Source organism: Pseudomonas sp. ITEM 17296 (assembly GCF_028895205.1).
GTDB classification, from domain to species: domain Bacteria; phylum Pseudomonadota; class Gammaproteobacteria; order Pseudomonadales; family Pseudomonadaceae; genus Aquipseudomonas; species Aquipseudomonas kermanshahensis.
Genome location: NZ_WJRS01000028.1, coordinates 47,747 through 69,472 on the forward strand (window position 1 = coordinate 47,747; position 21,726 = coordinate 69,472).

The window sequence follows — 21,726 nt, forward strand, 5'->3', positions numbered from 1 at the left end:
CGCTGGTGCATGCCTTGAGGTTTATGGCGCCTGTGAGATCGAGCGCCGCCCGCGCGGCGCTTCGCAGCACAAGGCTGCTCCATCTGTTTCGGGCCAGTGAGGCCTGTGATATTTGCGCGCGACCGCCTCAGGAATAATTGGCCCGAAAAATTGTAGGAGCAGCCTTGTGCTGCGAAGCGCCGCGCAGGCGGCGCTCGATCTCACAAACGCCATAACACTCAACCCCTACACCTCAACGCTCTAACCTTCAACCGCAGCCCAACCTCTCAGGCCGCCCATGCTCATCGACGAAGAACTGACCCTCAAAAAGCTGGAAACCTTCCTCGCCTTCATGCGCAGTGGCAACCTCGGCCGCGCCGCCGCCGAGCTGTCCACCAGTGCCGTCAGCGTGCACCGTGCCATCCACTCGCTGGAAAGCGCCTTGCGTTGCCCCCTGTTCAAGCACGAAGGCCGGCAACTGATCCCGCTGGAAAGCGCCTACGTGCTGGAGAAAAAAGCCCGCCAGCTGATCCAGGACGCCGAGCAGATGGTCCGCCAGACCCGTGAGGCTGCGGGGTTCTATGCCGAACGTTTCCGCTTGGGCGCCCTGTACTCGCTAACGGTAAAGACCGTGCCAAAGCTGGTCATGGGCCTGAAACTGCGCCGCAGCGCGCTCAACATCGACCTGACCCTGGGCTCGAACGTCGACCTGCTGCAACGCCTGAAAAACCACGAACTGGAGGCCATCCTGGTGTCGCTGGACGAAAGCGTCAGCGACCCCGCCTGCGAGCAATTGCCGCTGTTCTCCGACGACATCTTCCTTGCCGTCCCCACCGACTCGCCCTTTGCCGAACACGCCGAGGTGGACCTGGCCGACCTCGCCGACTCCACCTTCATCACCCTGACCCAAGGCTTTGCCACTCACCGTGATGGTGCGCGGGTATTCGAGCAGGCAGGGTTCGAGCCGAAGGTGGCCATGCAGGTGAACGATATCTTCACCCTGCTGAGCATGGTCAGCTCCGGCGTTGGCTTTGCCCTGCTGCCAGGGCGAATCGCTGCGGTCTACGAGAACCGGGTGAAGTTGATTGCCCTGCAACCACGCTATCGCCTGCAACAGCACATTGGCGTGGTGTTTTTGAAGGCGCGGGAACGAGAGCCGAACCTGCTGGCGTTGCTGGCTGAATGCAGAATGTACAGCCGCGAAAACTGAACGAAGGCCTGCAGGTGTTTATGTTCCAGCGAGATTTACACAGCTTGCCGGGCAGCGCGCCGGCCTGAACCGGCATGGCGCCCTTGCAACAACACCGCCAGCGCAGCCAATACCGCCGGGATCAGCAACGACGCGAACACCTGTGCAAAGCTCCAGCCCATGGCCAGCATCTGGGCGCCGGCAAACGCACTGAGAATCGCCCCGAAGCGCCCGATGCCACTCATCCAGCTGGCACCGGTCGCCCGCGCTTCGGTAGGGTAAAAGGCCGCCGCCAAAGCATTCATGCCCACACTTGCGCCATTGAGGCCAAAGCCCACGGCCCAGGCAATCGCGCACAGCCAGGCAAAATCCCCAGCCACCAGGCCAATGGCGAAGATCACCGCACCGCTGAACAAGAAGGTCAGCATCAGTACCCGTTGCGGGTTGCAGCGGTCCATGGCCCAGCCCACCGAGATCGCCCCCAGCGGCCCGCCGATCTGGAAACAGGCGGTGACGATGGCCGCTTCGGCTACCGAGAAGCCGCCCCCCTCCTTGACCAAGGTGGGCAACCAGCCGCTGAACAGGTAAACCAGAAACAGCGCCAGCACGTAGCCAGCCCAAAGCATCAAGGTGCCAAAGCGGTAGCGCGGCGAGAGAATGGTCGCAATCGCCCCACCACTGCTGGGCGCGCTGGCCGGTACGATGAAGGTGCTGTCGGCGTTGACACGCTCCGGTGCCAGACGGCTGACGATGGCGTGGATGCGACGTTTGTCAGCACCCTTGCTGACCAGGAAGGTGACCGACTCGGGCAACCGCCAGCACAGCAACGGCACTGTCAGCAGCGGCAGCACGCCGCCCAGCACCAGCACGCTGCGCCAGCCCAGGTTGGGGATCATCCAGGCACTGACAAAGCCGCCTGCCGCCGCACCCAGTGAGAAACCACAGAAGGCCAGGGTGATCAACAGCGAGCGGCTGCGCGCCGGCGCGTATTCACTGACCAGGGTGCTGGCATTGGGCATGGCAGCGCCCAGGCCCAGGCCGGTCAGAAAACGCAGGGCAACAAGGGTCTCAAGGTCGGGCGAAAATGCCGAGGCCAAGGTCCACACACCAAACAGCAGGACACTGCCCAGCAAGACCGCCTTGCGCCCATAGCGGTCGGCCAAGGGGCCGGCGATCAACGCCCCGAGCGCCAGGCCGATAAGGGCCGCGCTCAACACCGGGCCCAGGCTTTGTGCGCCCAGGCCCCAATCGCTTTTCAGTTGCGGTGCGATGAAACCGATGAGGGCGACGTCCAGCCCATCCAGGGCGATGATCAGAAAGCCCAGGAAGACTACCCATTTCTGGTAGCGGCCGATGGGTTGCTGGTCGATCAGTTGGCGCACATCAATGGCGTTGTTCATGGGGTATCACCTGTTGTTGTTTTTATGAAGGTGCATCGGCAGTGGGCCGCCATGCGGCCCAGGCAGCATTACCGGTGAACGAGGCTGGGCAGCCGCACAGGCCGGATGATCCGGGTCTCTTGGGCCACGACCAGATCGCGGGTGGCCTGCAGGTAGGCTGCGAAGTCCGGGTCAGCGTCCCGCGCGGCGCTGCGTTTTTCGAAGTCATCGAGGCTGTCATAGCCCCACAAGTGCACCACCTGGTTGAGCGGGCCGATGCTGCTGGTGTAAAACGCCAGCGGCGCACCGAGATGGCGCAGCAGAATCGGCATCGCCAACTGGTCGAAGGCTTCGAGAAAGGCCGCCATGCCACGTGGGCGGATGGTGTAGACCCTGTGATCGACGACAGGCTTGTCCATCATGCAACCTCCCGCGCGTTGCCCGCTGTAGCCAGGCCTTGTTCGACGCCCGCCAGGTGGCGCCCGGTGATGTAGCCAAAGGTCATGATTGGCCCCAGGGTGATGCCGGCACCGGGGTAATTGCCGCCCATGATGCTGGCGCGGTCGTTGCCGACGGCGTACAGGCCGTCGATGGCCTGCTGATCGGCGCCCAGCACTTCGCCGACCACGCTGGTGCGGATGCCGTCGAAGGTGCCCAGGTCACCCATGATCACCTTCACGGCAAAGTAAGGCCCCTCGGCCACTGGCGCCACGCACGGGTTGGGCGTGTGCTGCGGGTCGGCCAGGTAGCGATTGAAACGCGTGGTACCTCGCCCAAACTGGCGGTCCTCACCCTGAACGGCGCCCAGGTTGTACTCACGTACGGTCTGCTCCAGCCCGGCGGCATCGATCCCGGCCTTGCGCGCCAGCTCGGTGAGGCTGCTGCCCTTGAGCAAGTAGCCGTTACGCAACAGTGGCCCCAGCGGCATCGGCGATGGCTTGGCGAAACCCAGCCCGTACTTGGCCAGGGTGCGTCGGTCACAGACCAGCCACATGGCGGTTTCCGGTTGCTCTGCACACGCCTCGATCAAGGCCGCACCCACGTCGTGGTAGGAATTGGATTCGTTGGTAAAGCGCCTGCCCGAGCGCAGCACGCCGATCACACCGGGCTTGTAACGGTCGAGCAAATGGGGGAACGCGACAAATCGCTCTGCCCCCATCGGCACCTTGGACACCGGCATCCACGCCGCCGCCGCTTGCAGGCGGATATCGACCTTGGCGCCCATCGTTTCAGCCATGCGCGCACCATCACCCGTGTTGCCTGCTGGCACCGGCGAAAAGTGCTCGCCACCCCGACGCACATGCGGGTAGGCCTGCTTCAACCGTTGCACGTCATGGGAAAACCCACCACAGGCCAGCACCACGCCGCGCCGCGCCTCGATGCGCAGTTCGCTGTCGCCTTGTTTCGCCAACACGCCAGTGACCCGATTGCCTTCACGCAACAGGTGCCTGGCCGGGGTCCCGGTCAAAATCGGAATGCCCAGGTCCAGTGCCGACTTCACCAGCCGCGCCGCCAGGGCATTGCCGCTGGTCACCTGGGTGCCGCGCCGGTACAGCGCCAACTCCTTGAGGTGGGTCAGCAAGCGCTTGGCCACATACACGAACGACGTCAGCGAGCGGGTGGCATTGAAGAAGTGCTTGAGGTCGGCATTTGACGAATTGAACATCATGCCGATGAAGGTGATGGTCTTGAGCGGTGGCCGCAGGCGTGCCATGTCGGGCCCAAGGCCGCGGATGTCGTAGGGCGCTGCCAGTATCGAGCGCCCGACATCGACGCCACCTTCCACGTGTGGGTGATAGTCGGGGTACAGCGTGGGGACGAATTTGACGGCGGTCTCGCGCTCGAAGAACTCGACCATGTCTGGCCCGTGACGCAGAAACGCCTTGACCGCCACTTCGTCGAAACAGTCGCCGGTTTCGTTGCGCAGGTAGGTCAGCGCCGCCTCATCGCTGTCGTTCATCCCATGCCGGTTGCCCGGCACCCACAGCACCCCACCGGAGAACGCCGTGGTGCCGCCGAAGCAGTCGTCCTTTTCGATGACGACCACATCCAGGCCGTGTTTTTTCGCAGTGATCGCCGTCGCCAGGCCGCCGGCCCCCGCCCCCACCACCAGTACATCGCAGGTGCGTGTGTTCATGCGCGTACGCCCTCGAAACCGGGGCGCGGGATCAACGCCATGGGCATGCTCTCCAGCCCACCATCGACCGTCAGCTCGGCGCCGTTGATGTAGTCGGCACGCGGGCTGGCAAGAAACAGCACCGCCTCGGCGATGTCCTGCGGCTCGCCGATTCGCTGGTTGGCGGTCATGGCGCTGCGCTGGCGTTCGATGTGCGGGTCCGCGTAAAACGCTGCCGACAGCGGCGTGCGGATCAACCCCGGGCACACCGCGTTGCTGCGTACCCCGCGCGGCCCCCATTCCACGGCAATCTGCCGGGACAGCATGCTGACCCCGGCCTTGGCCGCGCTGTAGGCACCACTGTTGGGTTGAGGGTAATGGGCCGCGATCGACGCTACATGCACGATGCGCCCCTGGCCTCGGGCAAGCATCAAGCTGCCGAAGGCCTGCGAACACAGCAGGTAGCCGCTGAGGTTGACCGCCAACACCTGGTTCCATTGCTCCAGGGTCAGCACGTCGAGCGAACCCGGGCGCAGCACACTGGCGTTGTTGATCAGTACATCGCAGCAGCCGTGCAGCGCCTGCACCTGTGCGGCGGCCTGGCTCACGCTATCGGGGTCGGCGATGTCGCACCCCAGCGCGCTGACCTCGCCGACACTGTGCTCGCCCAAGCTGGCCGCCAGCTCACGGCACTTGCCCAGGTCGCGGTCCAGCAAAACCACATGGGCTTGCTGTTCGACCAACGCGGCAGCCAGTGCCGCGCCAATGCCGCCGGCCGCGCCGGTCACTACACAAACGGCTGAATCCAGGCCCAGCCAGTGAGCGCTAATCTTGTTGTTATGCATGCTGCTCTCCAGAGTGTCGCTTCATCTGGCGAACAGCCTAGGGCTGACAGGCACCCGTGCAGAATGGACAAAACCTGCAACCAGCCCCACATTCCCGACAATTTGCTGCACCGCCCCTGAACCTGTTCAGCGGCTGTGGCACAGTAGCCGGGTACCGATCAAAACAATTACAACACCATGAACAAGATCCCCAATTACGCCCTGTACGGTGAGACTGCACAGCCGGTGTGGCACGAGTCGCTGCATGTGGAGTCGATCTCCAAACGCTCCGGTGCCCACAACTGGGAGATCGCCGCGCACCGTCACGAAGGCCTGCTGCAGTTGCTCTACTTGCAAAGCGGCGGTGGTGAAGTGCTGTTCGACAGTGACCGCATTCAGGCCCAGGCGCCCTGCGTGGTGTACGTGCCGGCGCAGGTGGTGCATGGCTTCCACTGGGCCGGTGCGGTCGAGGGCCAGGTGATCACGGCGGCGCAGCACCCGCTGGAAAGCATCACCCAGGTACTGGCGCCAAACCTGCTGGCAACGGTCCGCAAACCCCAGGTGATCGCCCTGCCCCACTGGGAAGCCGACGAAGACCCCCTGCTGCCGTTGTGCCGTGCCCTGCACGAGGAATACCACAACCGCGCTCGCGAGCATGTGGCCAGCAGCATGTCGCTGTTGCTGGCGCTGCTGATCCAGGTGCTGCGCCACGAACCACAGGCCAGTGGTGACGGGCGTCGCCCACCGTCCAGGCGCAGCCAGCAACTGACCGGGTTCCGCGAGCTGGTGGACATGCACTTTCGCGAGCATTGGTCGTTGGGGGCTTATGCCGCTGAACTCGGGCTGACGTTGGCCACGCTGGGGCGGCTGTGCCAGGAACATCTGGGCATGACCCCGATGAATGTCATCAATGCCCGGTTGGTGCTGGAGGCCAAACGGGCGCTGGGGCATTCAAGCCTCAGCGTGAAAGAGATTGCCCATGATCTGGGGTTTGTCGATGTGGGGTATTTCAGCCGGTTTTTTCGCAAGCACTCGGGGGTGAGCCCGAGCGGGTTTCGCGACGCTGCGTTGGCCTCTTCGCGGGCCAGTACAAGGCTTTCTTCAAGCCTCTAGCGCCTGCTGCACCTGGCCCACTGTCGCCGCCAATCGGTCCAGGTGCAGGCTCAACACTCGCTCCACCGGCGCCTGGTCCACCGGCCAATGCAAGGCGATGCTGCCCGCCAGTTGCCCCTCGACCCGGACCGGCAAGGCGATCGCCCGGATCAGAAATGGCAACCGCACCGGGTATTCCCAATGCCCCTCGGTACGCTGGCCAAAGCCCTTGTGCGCATCCTCCTCGATATCGCGCAACAGGCTGTCATCACCCAACCGTTGGTGGCTGGCCAAGCGCTGCACTTCGTCGCCGTCCAGCTCCCCCAGGCACGCGCGCCCCATCGCCGAATGGAACAGGCTGGCATGGTGGCCGACGATCTGGCAGTTGTTCGGGTAGCGCTTGCGCAACACCTGAGGGATGGCGCTTTCCATCACCTCCAGCCGCTCGCCATCGAAGCACGACAGGTCTGCCACCAGCCCGGTGCGTTCGCTCAGCTCAAGCAGCCAAGGCGCCGCCTGCTCCACCAGGCGCCGCTTGAAGCGCAGCTGGCGGTCGCCGAACAGGCGCCGGGCACACAGGCGATAGCGCCGGTCGCTCAAGCCCCGGTAAACCCACCCCTGCTCCTGCAAGGTGGCGAGCATACGCGAGACCGTGGCCTTGGGCAGCGATGTCAGGTAGTGCAGTTCTTCAAGCCCCAATGCCTGGTGTTCGCCCAGCAAGTCGACGATGGCCAGCGCCCGCTCCACCGAGCGTACGCCGCCACTGTCTGTCATGTTGCCCATGTGTCTGACCTCCCTGTCACTTGGCGGGTTGGTCATCATGCACAGCAAGAACCGCGCCTGCCCAGAGCCTTTACGGAAGTTGCAAGCACGGCGGCGGCCGCCGTTCGACCCAGCGGGTCAGTTGCTCATGGGCATGGGCCAGTTGCAACACCGCGTGGTCCGCCTGGGCTGGGCCAATGATTTGCAGGCCCATCGGCAACCCCGTGGTACTGAAGCCCACCGGTACACTGATGCTCGGCAGCCCTGCCAAGGTCGGCCCGATTACCACCTCCATCCAGCGGTGATACGTGTCCATCGTTCGCCCTGCGACTGCCTTCGGCCACGCCTGCTGTGCATCGAAAGGGAACACTTGGGCCGAAGGCAACAGCAGGAAATCGTAACGCTCGAACAACCTGCCGAGGGCCTGGTACCACGCACTGCGGTCTATCGAAGCCTGGTACACCTGCGACGCGCTCAGGTGCAAACCGCCCTCGACTTCCCACTGCGCCTCAGGCTTGAGCAGGGCACGTTTGCCGGGGTCGGCATAGGCCGCGCCGAGGGTGCCGTGCACCAGGAAGTGGCGGTGGGTCAACCAGCATTGCCAGAGGCGCGCCAAGTCAAAGGCCGGCTGGCAGGCCTCGACCTGGCAGCCCAGCTCGCCAAAATCCGCCAGGGCCGACTCGCACAGGCTCAGCACCCCGTCTTCCATCGGCAGGTAGCCGTCATAATCGCCCAGCCAGCCCAGCCGCGCACCCTTGAAGTCGCGCTGCAACCCTTCAGCGAAATCAACCTTGCCGCCACTCAGCGACAACGGCACCCGTGCATCGAAGCCTGCCTGGGTCGTCAACAGCCGCGCGAGATCGACCACGCTGCGCCCCATCGGCCCTTCAGTGGCCAGTTGCTGCAGGAACACCTCCGGCGCCGGCCCATGCGGCACCCGCCCCTGGGACGGGCGCAGGCCGAACACATTGTTGAACGCCGCCGGGTTACGCAGCGAGCCCATCATGTCGCTGCCATCGGCCACCGGCAGCAATCGCAGGGCCAAGGCCGCCGCGGCCCCGCCACTGCTGCCACCGGCCACCCGGCTTGGGTCGTAGGCATTGAGTGTGGTGCCAAACAGGGTGTTGTAGCTTTGCGAGCCCAGGCCAAACTCAGGCACATTGCTTTTGCCGACGATGATCGCCCCACTGGCCCTGACCCGCGCCACGCTGACCGCATCGTGCTCGGGCACCTGCTCGGCGAACAGCGGCGAGCCCAGCGTGGTGCGCAGCCCGGCCGTGGCAGCCAGGTCCTTGATTGCCTGTGGCATGCCATGCATCCAGCCCCTTGACTGCCCCCGCGCCAGCTCACCGTCGCGCTCATCGGCTTCGGCCAGCAGTGCCTCGGCCGAACGCAGCGACACCAGCGCATTGACCTGCGGGTTGAAACGCTCGATATGGGCGAGGTACGCCAGCATCGCCTCACGGCACGATACTTGGCGGGCATGAATCGCGCGGGACAACGCCTCGGCATCCAGCGCTACGATTGGGTCGATGGCTAGCGGCTTCACGGTTTCACTCCAAGGTTGAACGCGACAGCTTTACCCGCACGTGGCGCTTCTTTCAGGCAGTAAGTGCCCAACAGCGTCAGCAGGCAAGCGAACAGTACATAGAACGACGGCGCCACCGGCGTGTTCAGGGCTTTGCTCAGCCAGGTGACGATCAGCGGCGCAAAGCCGCCGAACACCATCACCGCCACGTTGTAGGCCACCGATACACCGGTCGAACGCACCTCGACCGGGAACTGCTCGGCCAGGGCAGTCGGCGCCGGGCCAAAGAACCCGCCGATGGCGGTGCACAGCAGCAGCTGCATCACCAGCAGGCGCTCGATCGACGGCGCCGCCGCCACCCACACGTACAGCGGATAGACCATCACGAAGAAGGCCAGGGTGAAGGCCATCAGTACCGGGCGCCGGCCCAACCGGTCAGACAAGGCCCCCGCCAGCGGGATGACCACGGTCATCAGCCCCACCGCAAGCATCTGCACCAGCAATACCTGGTCCAGCGGCAACCCGAGGTTCTGGTGGGCGAAGGTCGGCATGTTCACCAGCACCACGTAGAACGATACCGTGGCGCCACACGCCAGGCCCATCGACACCAGCAGGCTGCGGCGGTGTTCACGCAGTACCTGCCACAGGCCCGGCGCCTGGCCCTTGGCCTGTTTACGCGCCTGGAGGAACTCTTCGGGTTCTTCCATGTGCTTGCGAATCCACAGCCCCACCGGGCCAATCAGCAGGCCAAGCACGAACGGGATTCGCCAGCCCCAGCTATCCAGCGCCTCAGGCGTGCACAGGTGCGTCACCAACGCCACCATCGCCGCCCCCGAGAACACCGCCAGGCACTGCCCTACCAGTTGCCAGGAGCCATACAGGCCTTTGCGATGGGCGGGTGCGCTTTCTACCAGAAACGCCGTTGCGCTGGCGTATTCGCCCCCTGTAGCGAAGCCCTGGAGCATGCGCGCCACAACGATCAGCAACGGTGCGCCCATGCCGATGGCGAGGTAGTTGGGCGCAAAGGCGATCATGGCGATGGACACGGTCATCAGGCGGATGATCATCTGCATGGCCGCCTTGCGGCCTTTGCGGTCGGCGTACATGCCCAGCAGCACGCCGCCCACCGGGCGCATGAAAAAGCCCACACCAAAGGTGGCCAGGGCCATCAGCAGCGAGGCGTATTCGTCGTCGGAGGGGAAGAACTGCCGGGCGATGATGCTCGCCAGAAAGCCGTACACGATAAAGTCATACCACTCCAGCGCATTGCCGATGACGGCAGCGACCACCTGCTGGGTACGCGACACGCCTGTGCTCGAAGTCTGCATAGGGAACACTCCATTCATCTGTTGGGTGATGACCCAGGCACAGCCGCGCCCAGGTTCCAGCGGCAGTCGTCAAAGAAAGGTCAGGCGGGTTCGAGCCAGCGCTCGGCAAGCGCGCCCCAATAAGCGGCGCCGGTCAGCAGGATGTCGTCGTTGAAATCATAGGCCGGGTTGTGCACCATCGGCCGCGACAGGCCATTGCCGATGAACAGGTAGGCGCCGGGGCACCGTTGCAGCATCCAGGCGAAATCCTCGCTGCCCATCAATTTGCGGGTGTTGCCGTCCACCGCGTCGGCACCGAGCAGTTCCTCGCCCACTTGTTGAGCGAAGGCGTTCTCTGCGGCATGGTTGACCAGTACCGGGTACGCCGGCCGGTGTTCGATGCTGGCGCTGCAGCCAAAACTCTCGGCTTGGCTAACGATGATCGCGCGCACCCGCGCCAGGGTCTGCGCCCGCACTTCGGCATTCAGCGCCCGCAGGCTGAGGCGCAGCACCGCCTGCTGCGGAATCACGTTGGCCGCCTCGCCCGCCTGCAGTGCCCCCACCGTGACCACCGCGGCTTCCTGGGCGTCGATATTGCGCGCCACCACCGTCTGCAACGCCATCACCACACTGGCCGCTGCCACCAGCGGGTCGACGGTCAGGTGCGGCATCGAGCCATGCCCGCCTACGCCTTCAAGGGTTACGCTGAGCAAATCCTGCGAGGCCATCATCGGTCCCTCGCGAAAGCCCAGGTGCCCTGCCGGCAGCCCCGGCATGTTGTGCATGCCGAACAGGGCATCACAGGGGAAGCGCTCCAGCAAGCCGTCGGCGAGCATCGCCTCGGCGCCGCCCTGGCCCTCTTCGGCTGGTTGGAAGATCAGCGTCAGCGTGCCATCGAACTGCCGGGTCGCCGCCAGGTAACGCGCAGCGCCCAGCAGCATGGTGGTGTGGCCGTCATGGCCGCAGGCGTGCATGCAGCCTTGGTGCCGGCTGCTGTAGGCCGCGCCGGTGGCCTCATGGATCGGCAGCGCGTCCATGTCGGCGCGAAGCCCCAGCTTGCGTGGGCTGCTGCCGTTGCGCAGCACCCCCACCACGCCGGTCTTGCCGACACCGGTGTGAACCTCGTAGCCCCACGCTTGCAGCAGCCGAGCGACCAGCGCCGAGGTGCGGCTTTCTTCAAAACCCAGTTCCGGGTGTGCATGGATGTCGTGACGGATGGCGTGCAGGTCGCTGGCCACGTCATTGAGCCAGGCCAGGATGTGTTGATGTCGGGACATGCGGAATCTCCTTGCGCGGGTATGTTCCCGTTCTTGTTGTTCGCGTTGAGATCACGACGGGGAAGGCAGGTCGTGTTGGCTGACAGATAAACGCGAGTGATGGGGGGAGCACAATCGAATGTGGTTCCACAGGGTGGAACTGGGCATGGGGGATTGCATGGGCCGCCAGGGGTACGGGTTGAGATATTCAATGTTTGGGAGATCGAGCGCCGCCCGCGCGGCGCTTCGCAGCACAAGGCTGCTCCTACATCAGTTTCGGGCCAATTATTCCTGTGGTATAGGCGCGCGGGCGACGTACCTAAACGCCACTCCTCGCTACTTTAACTTTTACCAACAGGACCTCCTCTGGCCTGGGGCTAAGGATCGCCGACTCTTGACCACGCATGCGATTCCAGCCTGCAGCTTCTTTCAGTGACTCCCAGAACAGCTCAGGCAGTGGGAGCCTGTTCGCCGTGGCCTCTTGAATCGTCGACTTTAAATCGGTGTGCAACTGTCTCAACTTGCCCACACCTGCCACGGATGCAGCCCCTATGCCGACTAGCGTGGATGCCTCACTCGCTATCGAACCCATTGGAAATGCATAGGCCATCGCAACGCCAGGGACTTTTGTCAACGTACTCACCAACCCTCCATTGAATATCAATGCATTGTTAGTGCGGCTCAATGCATCGTATTCCGGTGGCACAGGCCTCCCTTGGGCCTTGGCAACCGATCTTCTGACGATAGTTTTCGAGGCTTTATTCAACGCAGACAACATACCCACAGTTCCCCATACCAAGCCTGTCCCCTGGCCGAGTATGCGCGTAGCGGAATGGCCGTCACGGTCCACATTGTTGATAGGATCCCCCAAGCAGTACGCATAGGCATTGAGCCCACCTCGGCCGAAAGGGCTAAAAGCATCCGGGCTGTAAAAGCGCATCAGCCCTGTACCATAGGCACGCTTGCCGTTGCCAATCAGATAACCCTTTGGCAGTAGCGCATTCGGTTCTCCAACAAACGCTAAGCGTGGGCCGACACTGCCCACGTGATAACCATAGGGCGCATAAGCCCGCAATGGGGGGACCCTGAACATCTGGAGCGAGGGTTGCTTATCATTGGGTAATAGTGACGTTGTTTGCATGTTTCGAGCCTGCTCAACCTGTGTTTAGAGGGCCAGGCTATTCATATGAATTGGCGTACATAACTCGCAGAACTACTGAAGGGAATCATTTCCCGGGCACTGTCTTTGCTGTTACTGGTACCTTTGGCGCACCGTTCAGCCACAGCCTAGGACTGCGTCATGCCTCCAAGCCAAACCACCCCAAACGGTTTCGTCCGCGTCCGTGGCGCCCGCGAGCACAACCTCAAGAACATCGATGTCGATATCCCCCGCGACGCGCTGGTGGTGTTCACCGGCGTATCGGGCTCTGGCAAGTCTTCGCTGGCCTTCTCCACCCTGTATGCCGAAGCCCAGCGCCGCTACTTCGAATCCGTCGCGCCCTATGCCCGGCGCCTGATCGACCAGGTTGGCGTGCCCGATGTGGACGCCATCGAAGGCCTGCCGCCAGCGGTGGCCCTGCAACAGCAACGCGGCACGCCCAGCGCGCGGTCCTCAGTGGGCAGCGTGACGACGCTGTCCAGCTCGATCCGCATGCTTTACTCGCGCGCCGGCCATTACCCGGCCGGGCACGCGATGCTGTATGCCGAAGACTTCTCGCCCAACACCCCCCAGGGCGCCTGCCCCGAATGCCACGGCCTGGGCCGCGTCTATGAAGTGACCGAGGCAACCCTGGTCCCGGACACTTCACTGACCATCCGCGAGCGCGCGGTGGCTGCCTGGCCCATGGCCTGGCAGGGCCAGAACCTGCGCGACATCCTGGTAAGCCTGGGCTATGACGTCGATATTCCCTGGCGCGACTTGCCACAAGCGCAGCGCGACTGGATCTTGTTCACCGAAGAAACCCCCACCGCCCCGGTGTACGCCGGCCTGACCCCGGCGCAAACCCGCGCCGCCCTCAAGCGCAAGCAGGAGCCCAGCTACCAGGGCACGTTCAGCGGCGCCCGGCGCTACGTACTGCACACCTTCATGCACTCGCAAAGCGCGCAGATGCGCAAGCGCGTGTCGCAGTTCATGCGCCCAAGCCCCTGCCCGCTGTGCGCGGGCAAACGCCTCAAGCGCGAAGCGCTGAGCGTGACCTTCGCAGGCCTGGACATCGCCGAGCTGTCGCACCTCTCGTTGCAGGCGCTGGCCGAGGTGTTCCGCACGGTGGCGGCGCCGGCCTACCTGGAACAGCAACAGGACGACCTGACCCTGGAAAAACGCCTGGCCGCCCAGCGTATCGCCCATGAGTTGCTGGCGCGCATCGACACCCTGCTCGACCTCGGGCTGGGCTACCTGGCCCTGGAGCGCAGTACCCCAAGCCTGTCCTCAGGCGAGCTGCAACGGCTGCGCCTGGCCACCCAGCTCAACTCACAACTGTTCGGCGTGATCTATGTGCTCGACGAGCCTTCGGCCGGCTTGCATCCTGCCGACAGCGAGGCCTTGTTCGAAGCCTTGCAGCGCCTGAAACAGGCTGGCAACTCGGTCTATGTGGTGGAGCACGACCTCGACACCATGCGCCGCGCCGACTGGCTGGTGGATGTTGGCCCTGCCGCCGGTGAACACGGCGGCACCATCCTTTACAGCGGCCCGCCCGAGGGGCTCGCCCGGGTCGAGCAATCGTGCACACGCGCCTACCTGTTCGGCGAGCACGCCCAGGCCGTTCGCACACCACGCCAGGCGCAGGATTGGCTAGCGCTGGAAGGCATCACCCGTAACAACCTCGACAACCTCAGCGCTCAGTTCCCGTTGGGGTGCTTCACCGCCGTGACGGGTATTTCCGGTTCGGGCAAATCCAGCCTGGTCAGCCAGGCGCTGCTGGAGCTGGTCGGCGCGCACCTGGGCCATGCCGAACAGCCTGCCGAGCGTGAAGAACAGAGCCTGGAGGACGACCCCGAACAAACCAGCAGCGGCCGGGTAAAGGCAGGGCTGGGCAGCATCAAGCGCCTGGTGCAGGTCGATCAGAAACCCATCGGCCGTACCCCCCGCTCCAACCTGGCCACCTACACCGGCCTGTTCGACGCCGTGCGCAAACTGTTTGCTGCCACCGACCACGCCAAGGCGCAAGGCTTCGATGCCGGGCGTTTCTCCTTCAACGTCGCCAAGGGCCGTTGTGCAACCTGCGAGGGCGAAGGGTTTGTCAGCGTCGAGCTGTTGTTCATGCCCAGTGTCTACGCGCTCTGCCCGACCTGCCACGGTGCCCGCTACAACCCCGAGACACTGGCGGTGACCTGGCAAGGGATGAACATCGCCCAGGTGCTGCAACTGACCGTTGAACACGCCCTGGCGGTGTTCGCCGAACAGCCGTCAGTAAGGCGCAGCCTGCAAGTGCTGCAGGATATCGGCCTGGGTTACCTGCGCCTGGGCCAACCGGCTACGGAGCTGTCTGGCGGTGAAGCGCAACGCATCAAGCTGGCCACCGAGTTGCAGCGCACGGCGCGCGGGGCGACGTTGTATGTACTGGATGAACCCACTAACGGGCTGCATCCCCAGGATATCGACCGGTTGTTGGTGCAACTCAACCGTCTGGTGGATGCCGGGCACAGCGTGGTGGTGGTCGAACATGACATGCGCGTGGTGGCGCAAAGCGACTGGGTGATCGATATCGGGCCTGGGGCTGGGGATGCGGGGGGCAAGGTCGTGACCAGTGGCACACCGCAGGCCGTCGCCGGGTGCGTTGAAAGCCGTACCGCCAGCTTCCTGGCCAAGGCGTTGTAGCGGTGCTGGGCTCCGGCCTCGCCGGTGCTCATGCCATTAGCCCGCCGACAGTTCCGCAATGCTGATCTCGCGCATGCGAAACTTCTGCACCTTGCCGGTCACCGTCATCGGGAACTCATCGACGAAGCGGAAATAGCGCGGCACCTTGAAGTGCGCAATCCGCGCCCGCGCCCAGTCACGCAGCTCGTCTTCGGTGGCTGCATGCCCCGGGTGCAAGCGCACCCAGGCGACGATCTCCTCGCCATACTTGCTGCAGGGCACACCAATCACCTGCACATCGGCCACCGCTGGATGGGTGAAGAAGAACTCTTCCAGCTCACGTGGGTAGATGTTCTCGCCGCCCCGAATGATCATGTCCTTGCTGCGCCCGACGATGCGCACATAACCCTGCTCGTCCATTACCGCCAGGTCACCGGTGTGCATCCAGCCCTCGGCATCGATGCTCTCGGCCGTGGCCTTGGGGTTGTTCCAGTACCCCAGCATGACGCTGTAGCCGTGGGTGCACAGTTCGCCGATTTCACCACGCGGCACTGTGCGGCCATCGGCATCGATGACTTTGTTCTCCAACCGTGGCTGGGTGCGGCCGACGCTGGTCACGCGGCGCTCCAGGTCGTCATTGGCACCGGTCTGCAAGGACACCGGGCTGGTTTCAGTCATGCCATACGCAATCTGCACCTCGGCCATGTGCATCTCGTCGATGACCCGTCGCATCACTTCGATCGGGCAGGTCGCGCCGGCCATGATGCCGGTGCGCAGGCTCGACAGGTCGAAGGCACTGCGTTGCGGGTGGTCCAGTTCGGCGATGAACATGGTGGGCACGCCGTACAGCGCGGTGGCCTTTTCCTCGGCCACTGCGCGCAACGTGGCGAGTGGGTCGAAGGCGTCGTTGGGGTAAATCAACGTGCTGCCGTGAGTCATGCAACCCAGGTTGGCCATGACCATGCCGAAACAGTGGTACAGCGGCACCGGTACCACCAGCCGATCGTGCTCGGTCAAGCCCAGGCTTTCGCCCACCATGTAGCCGTTGTTGAGGATGTTGCTGTGGCTCAGCGTGGCACCCTTGGGAAAGCCGGTGGTGCCGGAGGTGTACTGGATGTTGATCGGGTCGTCACAGTGCAGTTGCCCCTGGCGGGTGGCCAACGCTTCAGCGCTGATGGCGTCGGCGCGGGCCTGCAGGGCATGCCAGGCGAGAAAGCCCGGCGGCGGTGAAGCGGCCAGGCTCACGACCCCGCGCAACTCGGGGAACCGCTCACAGGCCAGCGCGCCCGGGTGGCCCTCGGCAAGGCCCGGGATCAGGCCCAGCAGCATGGCATGGTAGTCGGAGGTTTTGAAGGCATCGGCGCAGATCACCCAGCGGCAACCCGCCTGGCCCAGGGCGTAGTCCAGCTCGCTTGCGCGGTAGGCTGGGTTGATGTTGACCAGGATCGCACCGACTTTGGCGCTGGCGAACTGGGTGATGCACCACTCGGCACAGTTGGGCGCCCAGATGCCCAGGCGGTCGCCGGCTTGCACGCCCAATGCCATGAGGGCGCGCGCGTGCTGGTCGACCGCCTCGGCCAGTTGCCGCCAGGTGTAGCGCAAGGCCTGGTGGCGGACCACCAGGGCTTCGCGGTCGTGAAAGCGGGCCACGGTGGTGTCGAAGGCGTCGCCGATGCAGTGGGTCAGCAGGGGTTTGTCCTGGTTGCCCTGGGAATAGCTTGGCTGGGGCATGGGCGTTCTCTTGTTGTTCTTGTGTTGTTTGAACCGGCCTCTTCGCAGCACAAGGCTGCTCCTACAATGGAACGCGGTGGCCTGTAGGAGCAGCCTTGTGCTGCGAAGAGGCCGGTAAGTCCACCTTGTATCTAGCGGATGAACACCTGCGGCGTAGTGGTCGACATGTCCCCACCCGGCAGCTTGATGTTCTTCACCTTCTGCAGCGTTTCGGGGTCGAACACCGCCAGGTCATTGAAGGTGCCGCCCAGGTACAGCTTGTCGCCCTTCTTGTCGAAGGTCACGCAGTAGTAGGTGTGTTCAAGGTTAGCCGCCTTGATCAGCTTGCGTTCCTTGATGTCATACCGCGCCAGGCGGTTGAGCACGCCGTAGATCTGGTTCGGGTCCTTCGGCGAGCGCAACCCGGTGAAGTAAAGCTCGGTCAGGTCGGCGAATTCCTGGGTGTGGGTCTTGCCGGTTTTCAGGTCGACACTCAGGTAACCGTAGAGCAGTTCGGCAGTATTCGGGTCCTGCTTTTCGTCCTTGAACTTGGCAATGGTGTAGAGCATCGAGAACTCGTGCCGAGGGCTCTGATGCGGCCAGAAATACAACACATCCGGGGCGCTGTAGCCGGGCCGGTTCCAGGTGCGCAGCGGCAATGCCACCTCGTACTTGCCGGTTTGCACGTCCATCTTGTAGATGTCCGGGCCCGCCACGAACAAGCTGCCGTCGTCGGCGGCGCGCATCAGGTACACCTGGCGCGGCATCGGGAAGGTACGCGCAGGTTTCGCATCAAGGCCATCGGCCGTGCGGAACACCTCCAGGCGCGGCGGCTTGACCACATAGTGATCGTTCAGGCGCTGGGTCGGGTTGACGGTGGCATACACCTCTTTGCCATCAGGGCTGATGGCAAACGAATACATCGACTTGCCGACTTCCCCAGGCACGCTGGACAAGTTGGCGTGGAAGGTGGTCTTGCAGGTGTCCAGGTCGATGCCGTAGATGTCGGCGTAGTGGTTGTTGAGGATGTAGGCGGTACGGTTGTCCGGTGCCATCATCGCGGTGCCGGGGCCGAACGCATCGGGCATGCGGCAGCTCTTGTACAGCGCATCGCTGGCCACATCCACCACATGCAGGTTGTTCGGGTAGTTGGTCACGATCAGGTATTCATGACCAGCCTTCAAGGCCGGCCCGGTGTCGTCAGCCTGTACCGCCCAGGCGCTGGCCGTGGCGGCGACGGTGAGCGCGAGCTGCGCGCAGAGTCCAGGTTTCATGCGGTTTCCCCTTGTCATTCTTGTTGGGCCGGTCACTTGTCTTTCGGGAACACGGTGCCGAGGTTGCGCCAGTCGTCCTGGGAGTTGGTCGCCTGGGCGTTCCAGTCCTGGTAGGTGCTCATCATGTCTGGCACCTGCGCTGGCCACCAGCAAGGGTCGGAACAGCCGTAAAGGTCGGCTTCCATGGGCTGGCACAGCGAGCTCACGCCACCAAAGGCGTCCACTTCCCAACCCGGGTCGGTGGTGGCGGTACAGCCTGCCACCGCGCTCATCGCCATGACTTCTTCGACACGGTCTTCGGCAGCGGCCTGTTCGAGGATGCGCGCCTTGTTGTTCAGGGGCTTCAAGTGCTTCATGTCAGTGCGCCTTCCGCGGGGTGATGTAGCGGTCGATGAAGGCCGGGTTGGCGGCCATGATGCGGCTGTAGACCTCGATGCCGAAGTCGACCCAGTCGCGCATCAGCTCGCAGTAGTGGTAGGTCGGGTGCTGCGGGTCGCCGTAGCGGGCATAGCTCTCGTGGTAGCAGCCTCCGGAGCACAGGTTGCGAATACGGCAGCTCTCGCAGCCGGTGTTGCTGCGGTCCAGGCGTTGCGACAGGAAGTCATTGAGCTGGGCCTGTTTCACCCCTTGGTGCACGTTGCCGAACGTCGGCAGGCTGGAGCCGGTGAAGCGGTGGCACAGGTTCAATTCACCTTCATGGTCTACCGCCAGCATTTTCAGCCCGGCGCCGCACGGCAGGGCCTTCTTGTGGCCCTCGTGGATGTCGGTGATCAGTTGGTGCAGGTTGGAAAAGCCGATGTTGCGGTGCTCCAGCGCGGCTTCCAGGTAGCGACGGCCCAGGGCCTTCATGTTGGCGAACACCTGCACCAGTTCGTCGCTGGTGAGGTTGAATGCCGACAGGTCGCCCGAGGTCACCGGGGCGAAGCCGACTTCGGCAAAGCCCATCTCGTTGAACAGGTGATTCCAGATGGTCTCGACATCGGTGATGCCACGGGTCAGGGTGACCCGCGCCCCCACCGGGCGGCTGGTGTAGCGTGACAGCAGCATCTCGGCCTTGCGCCGCACCACGTCATAGGTGCCCTGCCCGCCCACGGTGATGCGGTTGCGGTCGTGCACGGTCTTCGGCCCGTCGATGCTGATCGACAACCCGAAACGGTGGGCGTTGAGCCAGTCGATGATCTCTTCGGTGAGCAAGGTGGCGTTGGTGGTCATGATGAACTCCACCTGCTTGCCGGCCTCGGCGAAACGCCGCTCGCAGTAAGCGACCATGTGCTCGATCAAAGGCCGGTTGGACAACGGCTCGCCGCCGAAGAACACCACGCTGTAGCGTTGCTCGTCAGGGGACTCCTTGAGCAGCATCTCCACCGAGGCCTCGGCGGTAGCAGTGCTCATCTTCTTGCCGGCAGAGGGTTTGTCCAGGTCTTCCTTGTAGCAATAGGTGCAGCTGAGGTTGCAGCCGGTGTTGACGTTGAGCACCACCGTGTTCAAGGCCGTGCGCTCGACTTGCTTGAGGGCGATTTCCGGCGTCAGTGGTGAGCCGTCGCTGACCACTTCCAGGGCGATCAGCTCGCGCAGGGTGTCCTGGATGTCGGCGCCGGCAAACTGCTGACCGAGGCGCTGCATCAGCTCCTCGGCGGAGCAGCCTTGCTGGCGCAGGGTGTCGATGATGCCGCCGGTCACCGCGTCGGTGGCGAACAGCGAACTGCTAGGGATGTGGAACAGCATGCGGTCGGCATCCACCTGCACTTCGTGCAGGTTGCGTTCGACCAGGTTCAATAGTGCGCCCATGGCGACCTCCGATAATCGATCCGTTGGAAAACGCGTTCACACCTGCCTTATGGCAAGGGCGGGTTGTTCCAGCGTTGGACGGTGACGATCATGTGGCCCTCGCCGGTCTGGCCGCCGTCAGCCAGGGTGGCGATGACTTTCAGGTTGCCAGCGTTGTTGGTCATCATCTTGCGTGCCGGGTTAGGCCCCGCACCGCCGGGTACGAAGACGCCGTCGGCCTGCATCTGCCCGGCGAACTTGACGTCCTCGTCCTCGACGGCACGCTCGTTGAACGGCTCGACCTTCCATTGGGCGGGCAGGTAACCGATGCGCAGCGGCTGGCCGCTGGCGTCTTTGCCCCAGGCTTCGGCTTCGAAGCGCCCCTGCACCTTCGGCACGGACGCGCCGTTTTCACCGATGCGGGCAATGGAGAACGCCGGCACCACCTTGACCTCGTCGACCTTGTCGTAAACCGCCAGGTTGACGCCCTTGAGTGCGCCCACTGCAACGTCTCGCTGGCCTGACTTGGCGTCTGCCGCCGCGCGCGCCTTGACCCGCACCAGGGTCGGCGTGGCCTCCAGCACTTCTGTCACTTCAACACCTGCGCCCAGTTCCGGCTTGCCCGTCAGGCCGCTGCCGACCAGGGTGATCTCGCTTTCGCTGCCCACCTTGATGAATGCTGGCTGCACTGCCAGCAGGCGTGCCTTGCCGTCTTTTACTGCACTGAAGTCCAGGCCGCGCTCGTCGTGATCGGCCTCGAACATGCGGCCTTTCATTTCGCCATCCAGCGCCGCGAATACCTGGCGCAGGTTGCTGTCGCCCACCTTCACGTTGCCGCGCCATTCATAGCCGTTGTAGAGGATCGCCGAGCCGCTGCCATTGAACGGCGTGCCGTCGGCGTAGCTGCCTTTGACCTCGACCTTGAAGGTGTCAGCCTCCCCTGCACTGACCGTCATCACCCCACGGACATCGCCTTTGGCCAGCATGTGACCGCTGAACGCCCACTGCCCTGGCAAGGCATCGGCCTTGGGCCGGGCCTGTTGCCATTCGGCCCAGGCCGGGCTGTCGAGCGGGAAGCGCTTGGCCAGGTCCGGCACCATTTGCTTGAGGGCGATTTCAAGCCAGTCGCGGTCACGCGCCTGGGCCTGGTATTCGAGAGACGGCCATTGGCCGAGGTGGAAGTTGACCAGGTGTTCCCATTCCTGGGCCGGGCGACGCTGCAGGGCAACGCGGGCACCGGAGTGGCAACGGCCACAGGTTTCGCTGAGCTGTTGGTCGAAGTGTTCGACGGTGTTAAGCCGCCGCTCCATGGCGTAGCGCACGCCATCGGTCTCGCTGGGCGCCAGCCCCTGCTTGTCGGCCAGGTACTTGACCAGGGTGCGCCGGTCATCGTCGCTGATCTGCAGGCCGTGCATGACCTGCATGCGGGCGATGCTCATCAGCCAGCCTTCCGGCGTTTTGCGCTGATGGCTGATACGGCTGTAGGTGTCGTTGCCTTCGGGGATATGGCACCCCATGCACTTGGTTTGCAACAGGTTAGGGCCCTGCTCGGCCGCCATGGCCTGGGTGCTCAGCAGCGCGGCGGCGACCAGCGCCAGTTTGCCCGCATGCCGGCGGAGTCGAGTCGTCTTCAAGGTCAGACCTCCACGGTTGTTGTTCTTATCGTTCTCGCACGCTTTGGTACAGCAGGTGTGCATGTGACAGTCGTGATACAGAAACTGTGCCACATGCTGGAAAGTTGTTGTAT

17 protein-coding genes are annotated in these 21,726 nt (G+C 63.9%); 3 read left to right on the forward strand and 14 right to left on the reverse strand.

Annotated elements, in window-relative coordinates; translation table 11 throughout:
• Window positions 1–277 precede the first annotated feature (277 nt).
• On the forward strand, window positions 278–1,189 hold the full coding sequence (locus GIB19_RS23645) for a LysR family transcriptional regulator (protein ID WP_027593440.1): 912 nt from the start codon (window positions 278–280) through the stop codon (window positions 1,187–1,189).
• A 35-nt stretch (window positions 1,190–1,224) separates the two neighbouring features.
• Here the strand turns inward: GIB19_RS23645 and GIB19_RS23650 are convergent, their stop codons facing one another.
• The 4 genes from GIB19_RS23650 to GIB19_RS23665 form a co-directional block, all read right to left on the reverse strand.
• Window positions 1,225–2,568 (reverse strand): MFS transporter, encoded by a 1,344-nt coding sequence (locus GIB19_RS23650; RefSeq protein WP_274888232.1) that lies wholly within the window; start codon window positions 2,566–2,568, stop codon window positions 1,225–1,227.
• A gap of 68 nt (window positions 2,569–2,636) precedes the next feature.
• The gene (locus tag GIB19_RS23655; RefSeq protein WP_186678116.1) at window positions 2,637–2,966 is read right to left on the reverse strand and encodes an NIPSNAP family protein; all 330 of its coding nucleotides are present in this window, start codon (window positions 2,964–2,966) and stop codon (window positions 2,637–2,639) included.
• Window positions 2,966–4,684 carry an FAD-dependent oxidoreductase gene (locus GIB19_RS23660; RefSeq protein ID WP_274888237.1) on the reverse strand — a complete coding sequence of 573 codons (1,719 nt, stop codon included), beginning with the start codon at window positions 4,682–4,684 and terminating at the stop codon, window positions 2,966–2,968. Before GIB19_RS23660 ends, GIB19_RS23655 begins: the two co-directional genes overlap by 1 nt.
• Window positions 4,681–5,508, reverse strand: a complete 828-nt coding sequence (locus GIB19_RS23665) for an SDR family NAD(P)-dependent oxidoreductase (protein WP_274888238.1) — start codon at window positions 5,506–5,508, stop codon at window positions 4,681–4,683. Before GIB19_RS23665 ends, GIB19_RS23660 begins: the two co-directional genes overlap by 4 nt.
• Before the next feature lie 177 nt (window positions 5,509–5,685).
• On the opposite strand from GIB19_RS23665, the gene GIB19_RS23670 reads away from it, so the two are divergent.
• Window positions 5,686–6,600, forward strand: coding sequence for a helix-turn-helix domain-containing protein (locus tag GIB19_RS23670; protein ID WP_274888239.1), 915 nt, complete (start codon window positions 5,686–5,688; stop codon window positions 6,598–6,600).
• On the opposite strand, the gene GIB19_RS23675 is transcribed toward GIB19_RS23670, so the two are convergent.
• From GIB19_RS23675 to GIB19_RS23695, 5 genes are all read right to left on the reverse strand, one after another.
• On the reverse strand, window positions 6,589–7,362 hold the full coding sequence (locus GIB19_RS23675; RefSeq protein WP_099429197.1) for an IclR family transcriptional regulator: 774 nt from the start codon (window positions 7,360–7,362) through the stop codon (window positions 6,589–6,591). The genes GIB19_RS23670 and GIB19_RS23675 overlap by 12 nt on opposite strands.
• 70 nt (window positions 7,363–7,432) lie before the next feature.
• Window positions 7,433–8,890, reverse strand: a complete 1,458-nt coding sequence (locus tag GIB19_RS23680; protein ID WP_274888240.1) for an amidase — start codon at window positions 8,888–8,890, stop codon at window positions 7,433–7,435.
• The gene (locus GIB19_RS23685) at window positions 8,887–10,197 is read right to left on the reverse strand and encodes a citrate-proton symporter (protein ID WP_274888242.1); all 1,311 of its coding nucleotides are present in this window, start codon (window positions 10,195–10,197) and stop codon (window positions 8,887–8,889) included. Before GIB19_RS23685 ends, GIB19_RS23680 begins: the two co-directional genes overlap by 4 nt.
• Window positions 10,198–10,277: 80 nt before the next feature.
• Window positions 10,278–11,453, reverse strand: a complete 1,176-nt coding sequence (locus GIB19_RS23690; RefSeq protein ID WP_274888243.1) for a M20 aminoacylase family protein — start codon at window positions 11,451–11,453, stop codon at window positions 10,278–10,280.
• A 298-nt stretch (window positions 11,454–11,751) separates the two neighbouring features.
• Complete coding sequence (locus tag GIB19_RS23695) at window positions 11,752–12,573, reverse strand: RHS repeat-associated core domain-containing protein (RefSeq protein ID WP_342456467.1); 822 nt, start codon at window positions 12,571–12,573, stop codon at window positions 11,752–11,754.
• 159 nt (window positions 12,574–12,732) lie between these two features.
• On the opposite strand from GIB19_RS23695, the gene uvrA reads away from it, so the two are divergent.
• Complete coding sequence (gene uvrA / locus GIB19_RS23700; protein ID WP_274888244.1) at window positions 12,733–15,249, forward strand: excinuclease ABC subunit UvrA; 2,517 nt, start codon at window positions 12,733–12,735, stop codon at window positions 15,247–15,249.
• Window positions 15,250–15,285: 36 nt separating this feature from the next.
• Here uvrA and GIB19_RS23705 read toward each other — a convergent pair whose 3' ends face one another.
• The 5 genes from GIB19_RS23705 to peaA all read right to left on the reverse strand — a co-directional run bounded on the left by GIB19_RS23705 (window position 15,286) and on the right by peaA (window position 21,613).
• On the reverse strand, window positions 15,286–16,959 hold the full coding sequence (locus GIB19_RS23705) for a fatty acid CoA ligase family protein (protein WP_274888245.1): 1,674 nt from the start codon (window positions 16,957–16,959) through the stop codon (window positions 15,286–15,288).
• 131 nt (window positions 16,960–17,090) lie between these two features.
• Window positions 17,091–18,212, reverse strand: coding sequence for a quinohemoprotein amine dehydrogenase subunit beta (peaD, locus tag GIB19_RS23710; protein ID WP_027593451.1), 1,122 nt, complete (start codon window positions 18,210–18,212; stop codon window positions 17,091–17,093).
• 32 nt (window positions 18,213–18,244) lie between these two features.
• On the reverse strand, window positions 18,245–18,568 hold the full coding sequence (gene qhpC / locus GIB19_RS23715) for a quinohemoprotein amine dehydrogenase subunit gamma (protein WP_008091708.1): 324 nt from the start codon (window positions 18,566–18,568) through the stop codon (window positions 18,245–18,247).
• A 1-nt stretch (window position 18,569) separates the two neighbouring features.
• Complete coding sequence (peaB, locus tag GIB19_RS23720; protein WP_027593452.1) at window positions 18,570–20,000, reverse strand: quinohemoprotein amine dehydrogenase maturation protein; 1,431 nt, start codon at window positions 19,998–20,000, stop codon at window positions 18,570–18,572.
• Window positions 20,001–20,047: 47 nt separating this feature from the next.
• Window positions 20,048–21,613 (reverse strand): quinohemoprotein amine dehydrogenase subunit alpha, encoded by a 1,566-nt coding sequence (peaA, locus tag GIB19_RS23725; protein WP_274888248.1) that lies wholly within the window; start codon window positions 21,611–21,613, stop codon window positions 20,048–20,050.
• Between the last annotated feature and the right edge of the window lie 113 nt (window positions 21,614–21,726).

Excerpts from the sequence above, each read along its gene's own strand:
- GIB19_RS23645 (WP_027593440.1), top strand. The coding sequence starts at position 278 with ATGCTCATCGACGAAGAACTGACCCTCAAAAAGCTGGAAACCTTCCTC.
- GIB19_RS23650 (WP_274888232.1), bottom strand. The coding sequence starts at position 2,568 with ATGAACAACGCCATTGATGTGCGCCAACTGATCGACCAGCAACCCATC.
- GIB19_RS23655 (WP_186678116.1), bottom strand. The coding sequence starts at position 2,966 with ATGGACAAGCCTGTCGTCGATCACAGGGTCTACACCATCCGCCCACGT.
- GIB19_RS23660 (WP_274888237.1), bottom strand. The coding sequence starts at position 4,684 with ATGAACACACGCACCTGCGATGTACTGGTGGTGGGGGCGGGGGCCGGC.
- GIB19_RS23665 (WP_274888238.1), bottom strand. The coding sequence starts at position 5,508 with ATGCATAACAACAAGATTAGCGCTCACTGGCTGGGCCTGGATTCAGCC.
- GIB19_RS23670 (WP_274888239.1), top strand. The coding sequence starts at position 5,686 with ATGAACAAGATCCCCAATTACGCCCTGTACGGTGAGACTGCACAGCCG.
- GIB19_RS23675 (WP_099429197.1), bottom strand. The coding sequence starts at position 7,362 with ATGGGCAACATGACAGACAGTGGCGGCGTACGCTCGGTGGAGCGGGCG.
- GIB19_RS23685 (WP_274888242.1), bottom strand. The coding sequence starts at position 10,197 with ATGCAGACTTCGAGCACAGGCGTGTCGCGTACCCAGCAGGTGGTCGCT.
- GIB19_RS23690 (WP_274888243.1), bottom strand. The coding sequence starts at position 11,453 with ATGTCCCGACATCAACACATCCTGGCCTGGCTCAATGACGTGGCCAGC.
- GIB19_RS23695 (WP_342456467.1), bottom strand. The coding sequence starts at position 12,573 with ATGCAAACAACGTCACTATTACCCAATGATAAGCAACCCTCGCTCCAG.
- uvrA (WP_274888244.1), top strand. The coding sequence starts at position 12,733 with ATGCCTCCAAGCCAAACCACCCCAAACGGTTTCGTCCGCGTCCGTGGC.
- GIB19_RS23705 (WP_274888245.1), bottom strand. The coding sequence starts at position 16,959 with ATGCCCCAGCCAAGCTATTCCCAGGGCAACCAGGACAAACCCCTGCTG.
- peaD (WP_027593451.1), bottom strand. The coding sequence starts at position 18,212 with ATGAAACCTGGACTCTGCGCGCAGCTCGCGCTCACCGTCGCCGCCACG.
- qhpC (WP_008091708.1), bottom strand. The coding sequence starts at position 18,568 with ATGAAGCACTTGAAGCCCCTGAACAACAAGGCGCGCATCCTCGAACAG.
- peaB (WP_027593452.1), bottom strand. The coding sequence starts at position 20,000 with ATGGGCGCACTATTGAACCTGGTCGAACGCAACCTGCACGAAGTGCAG.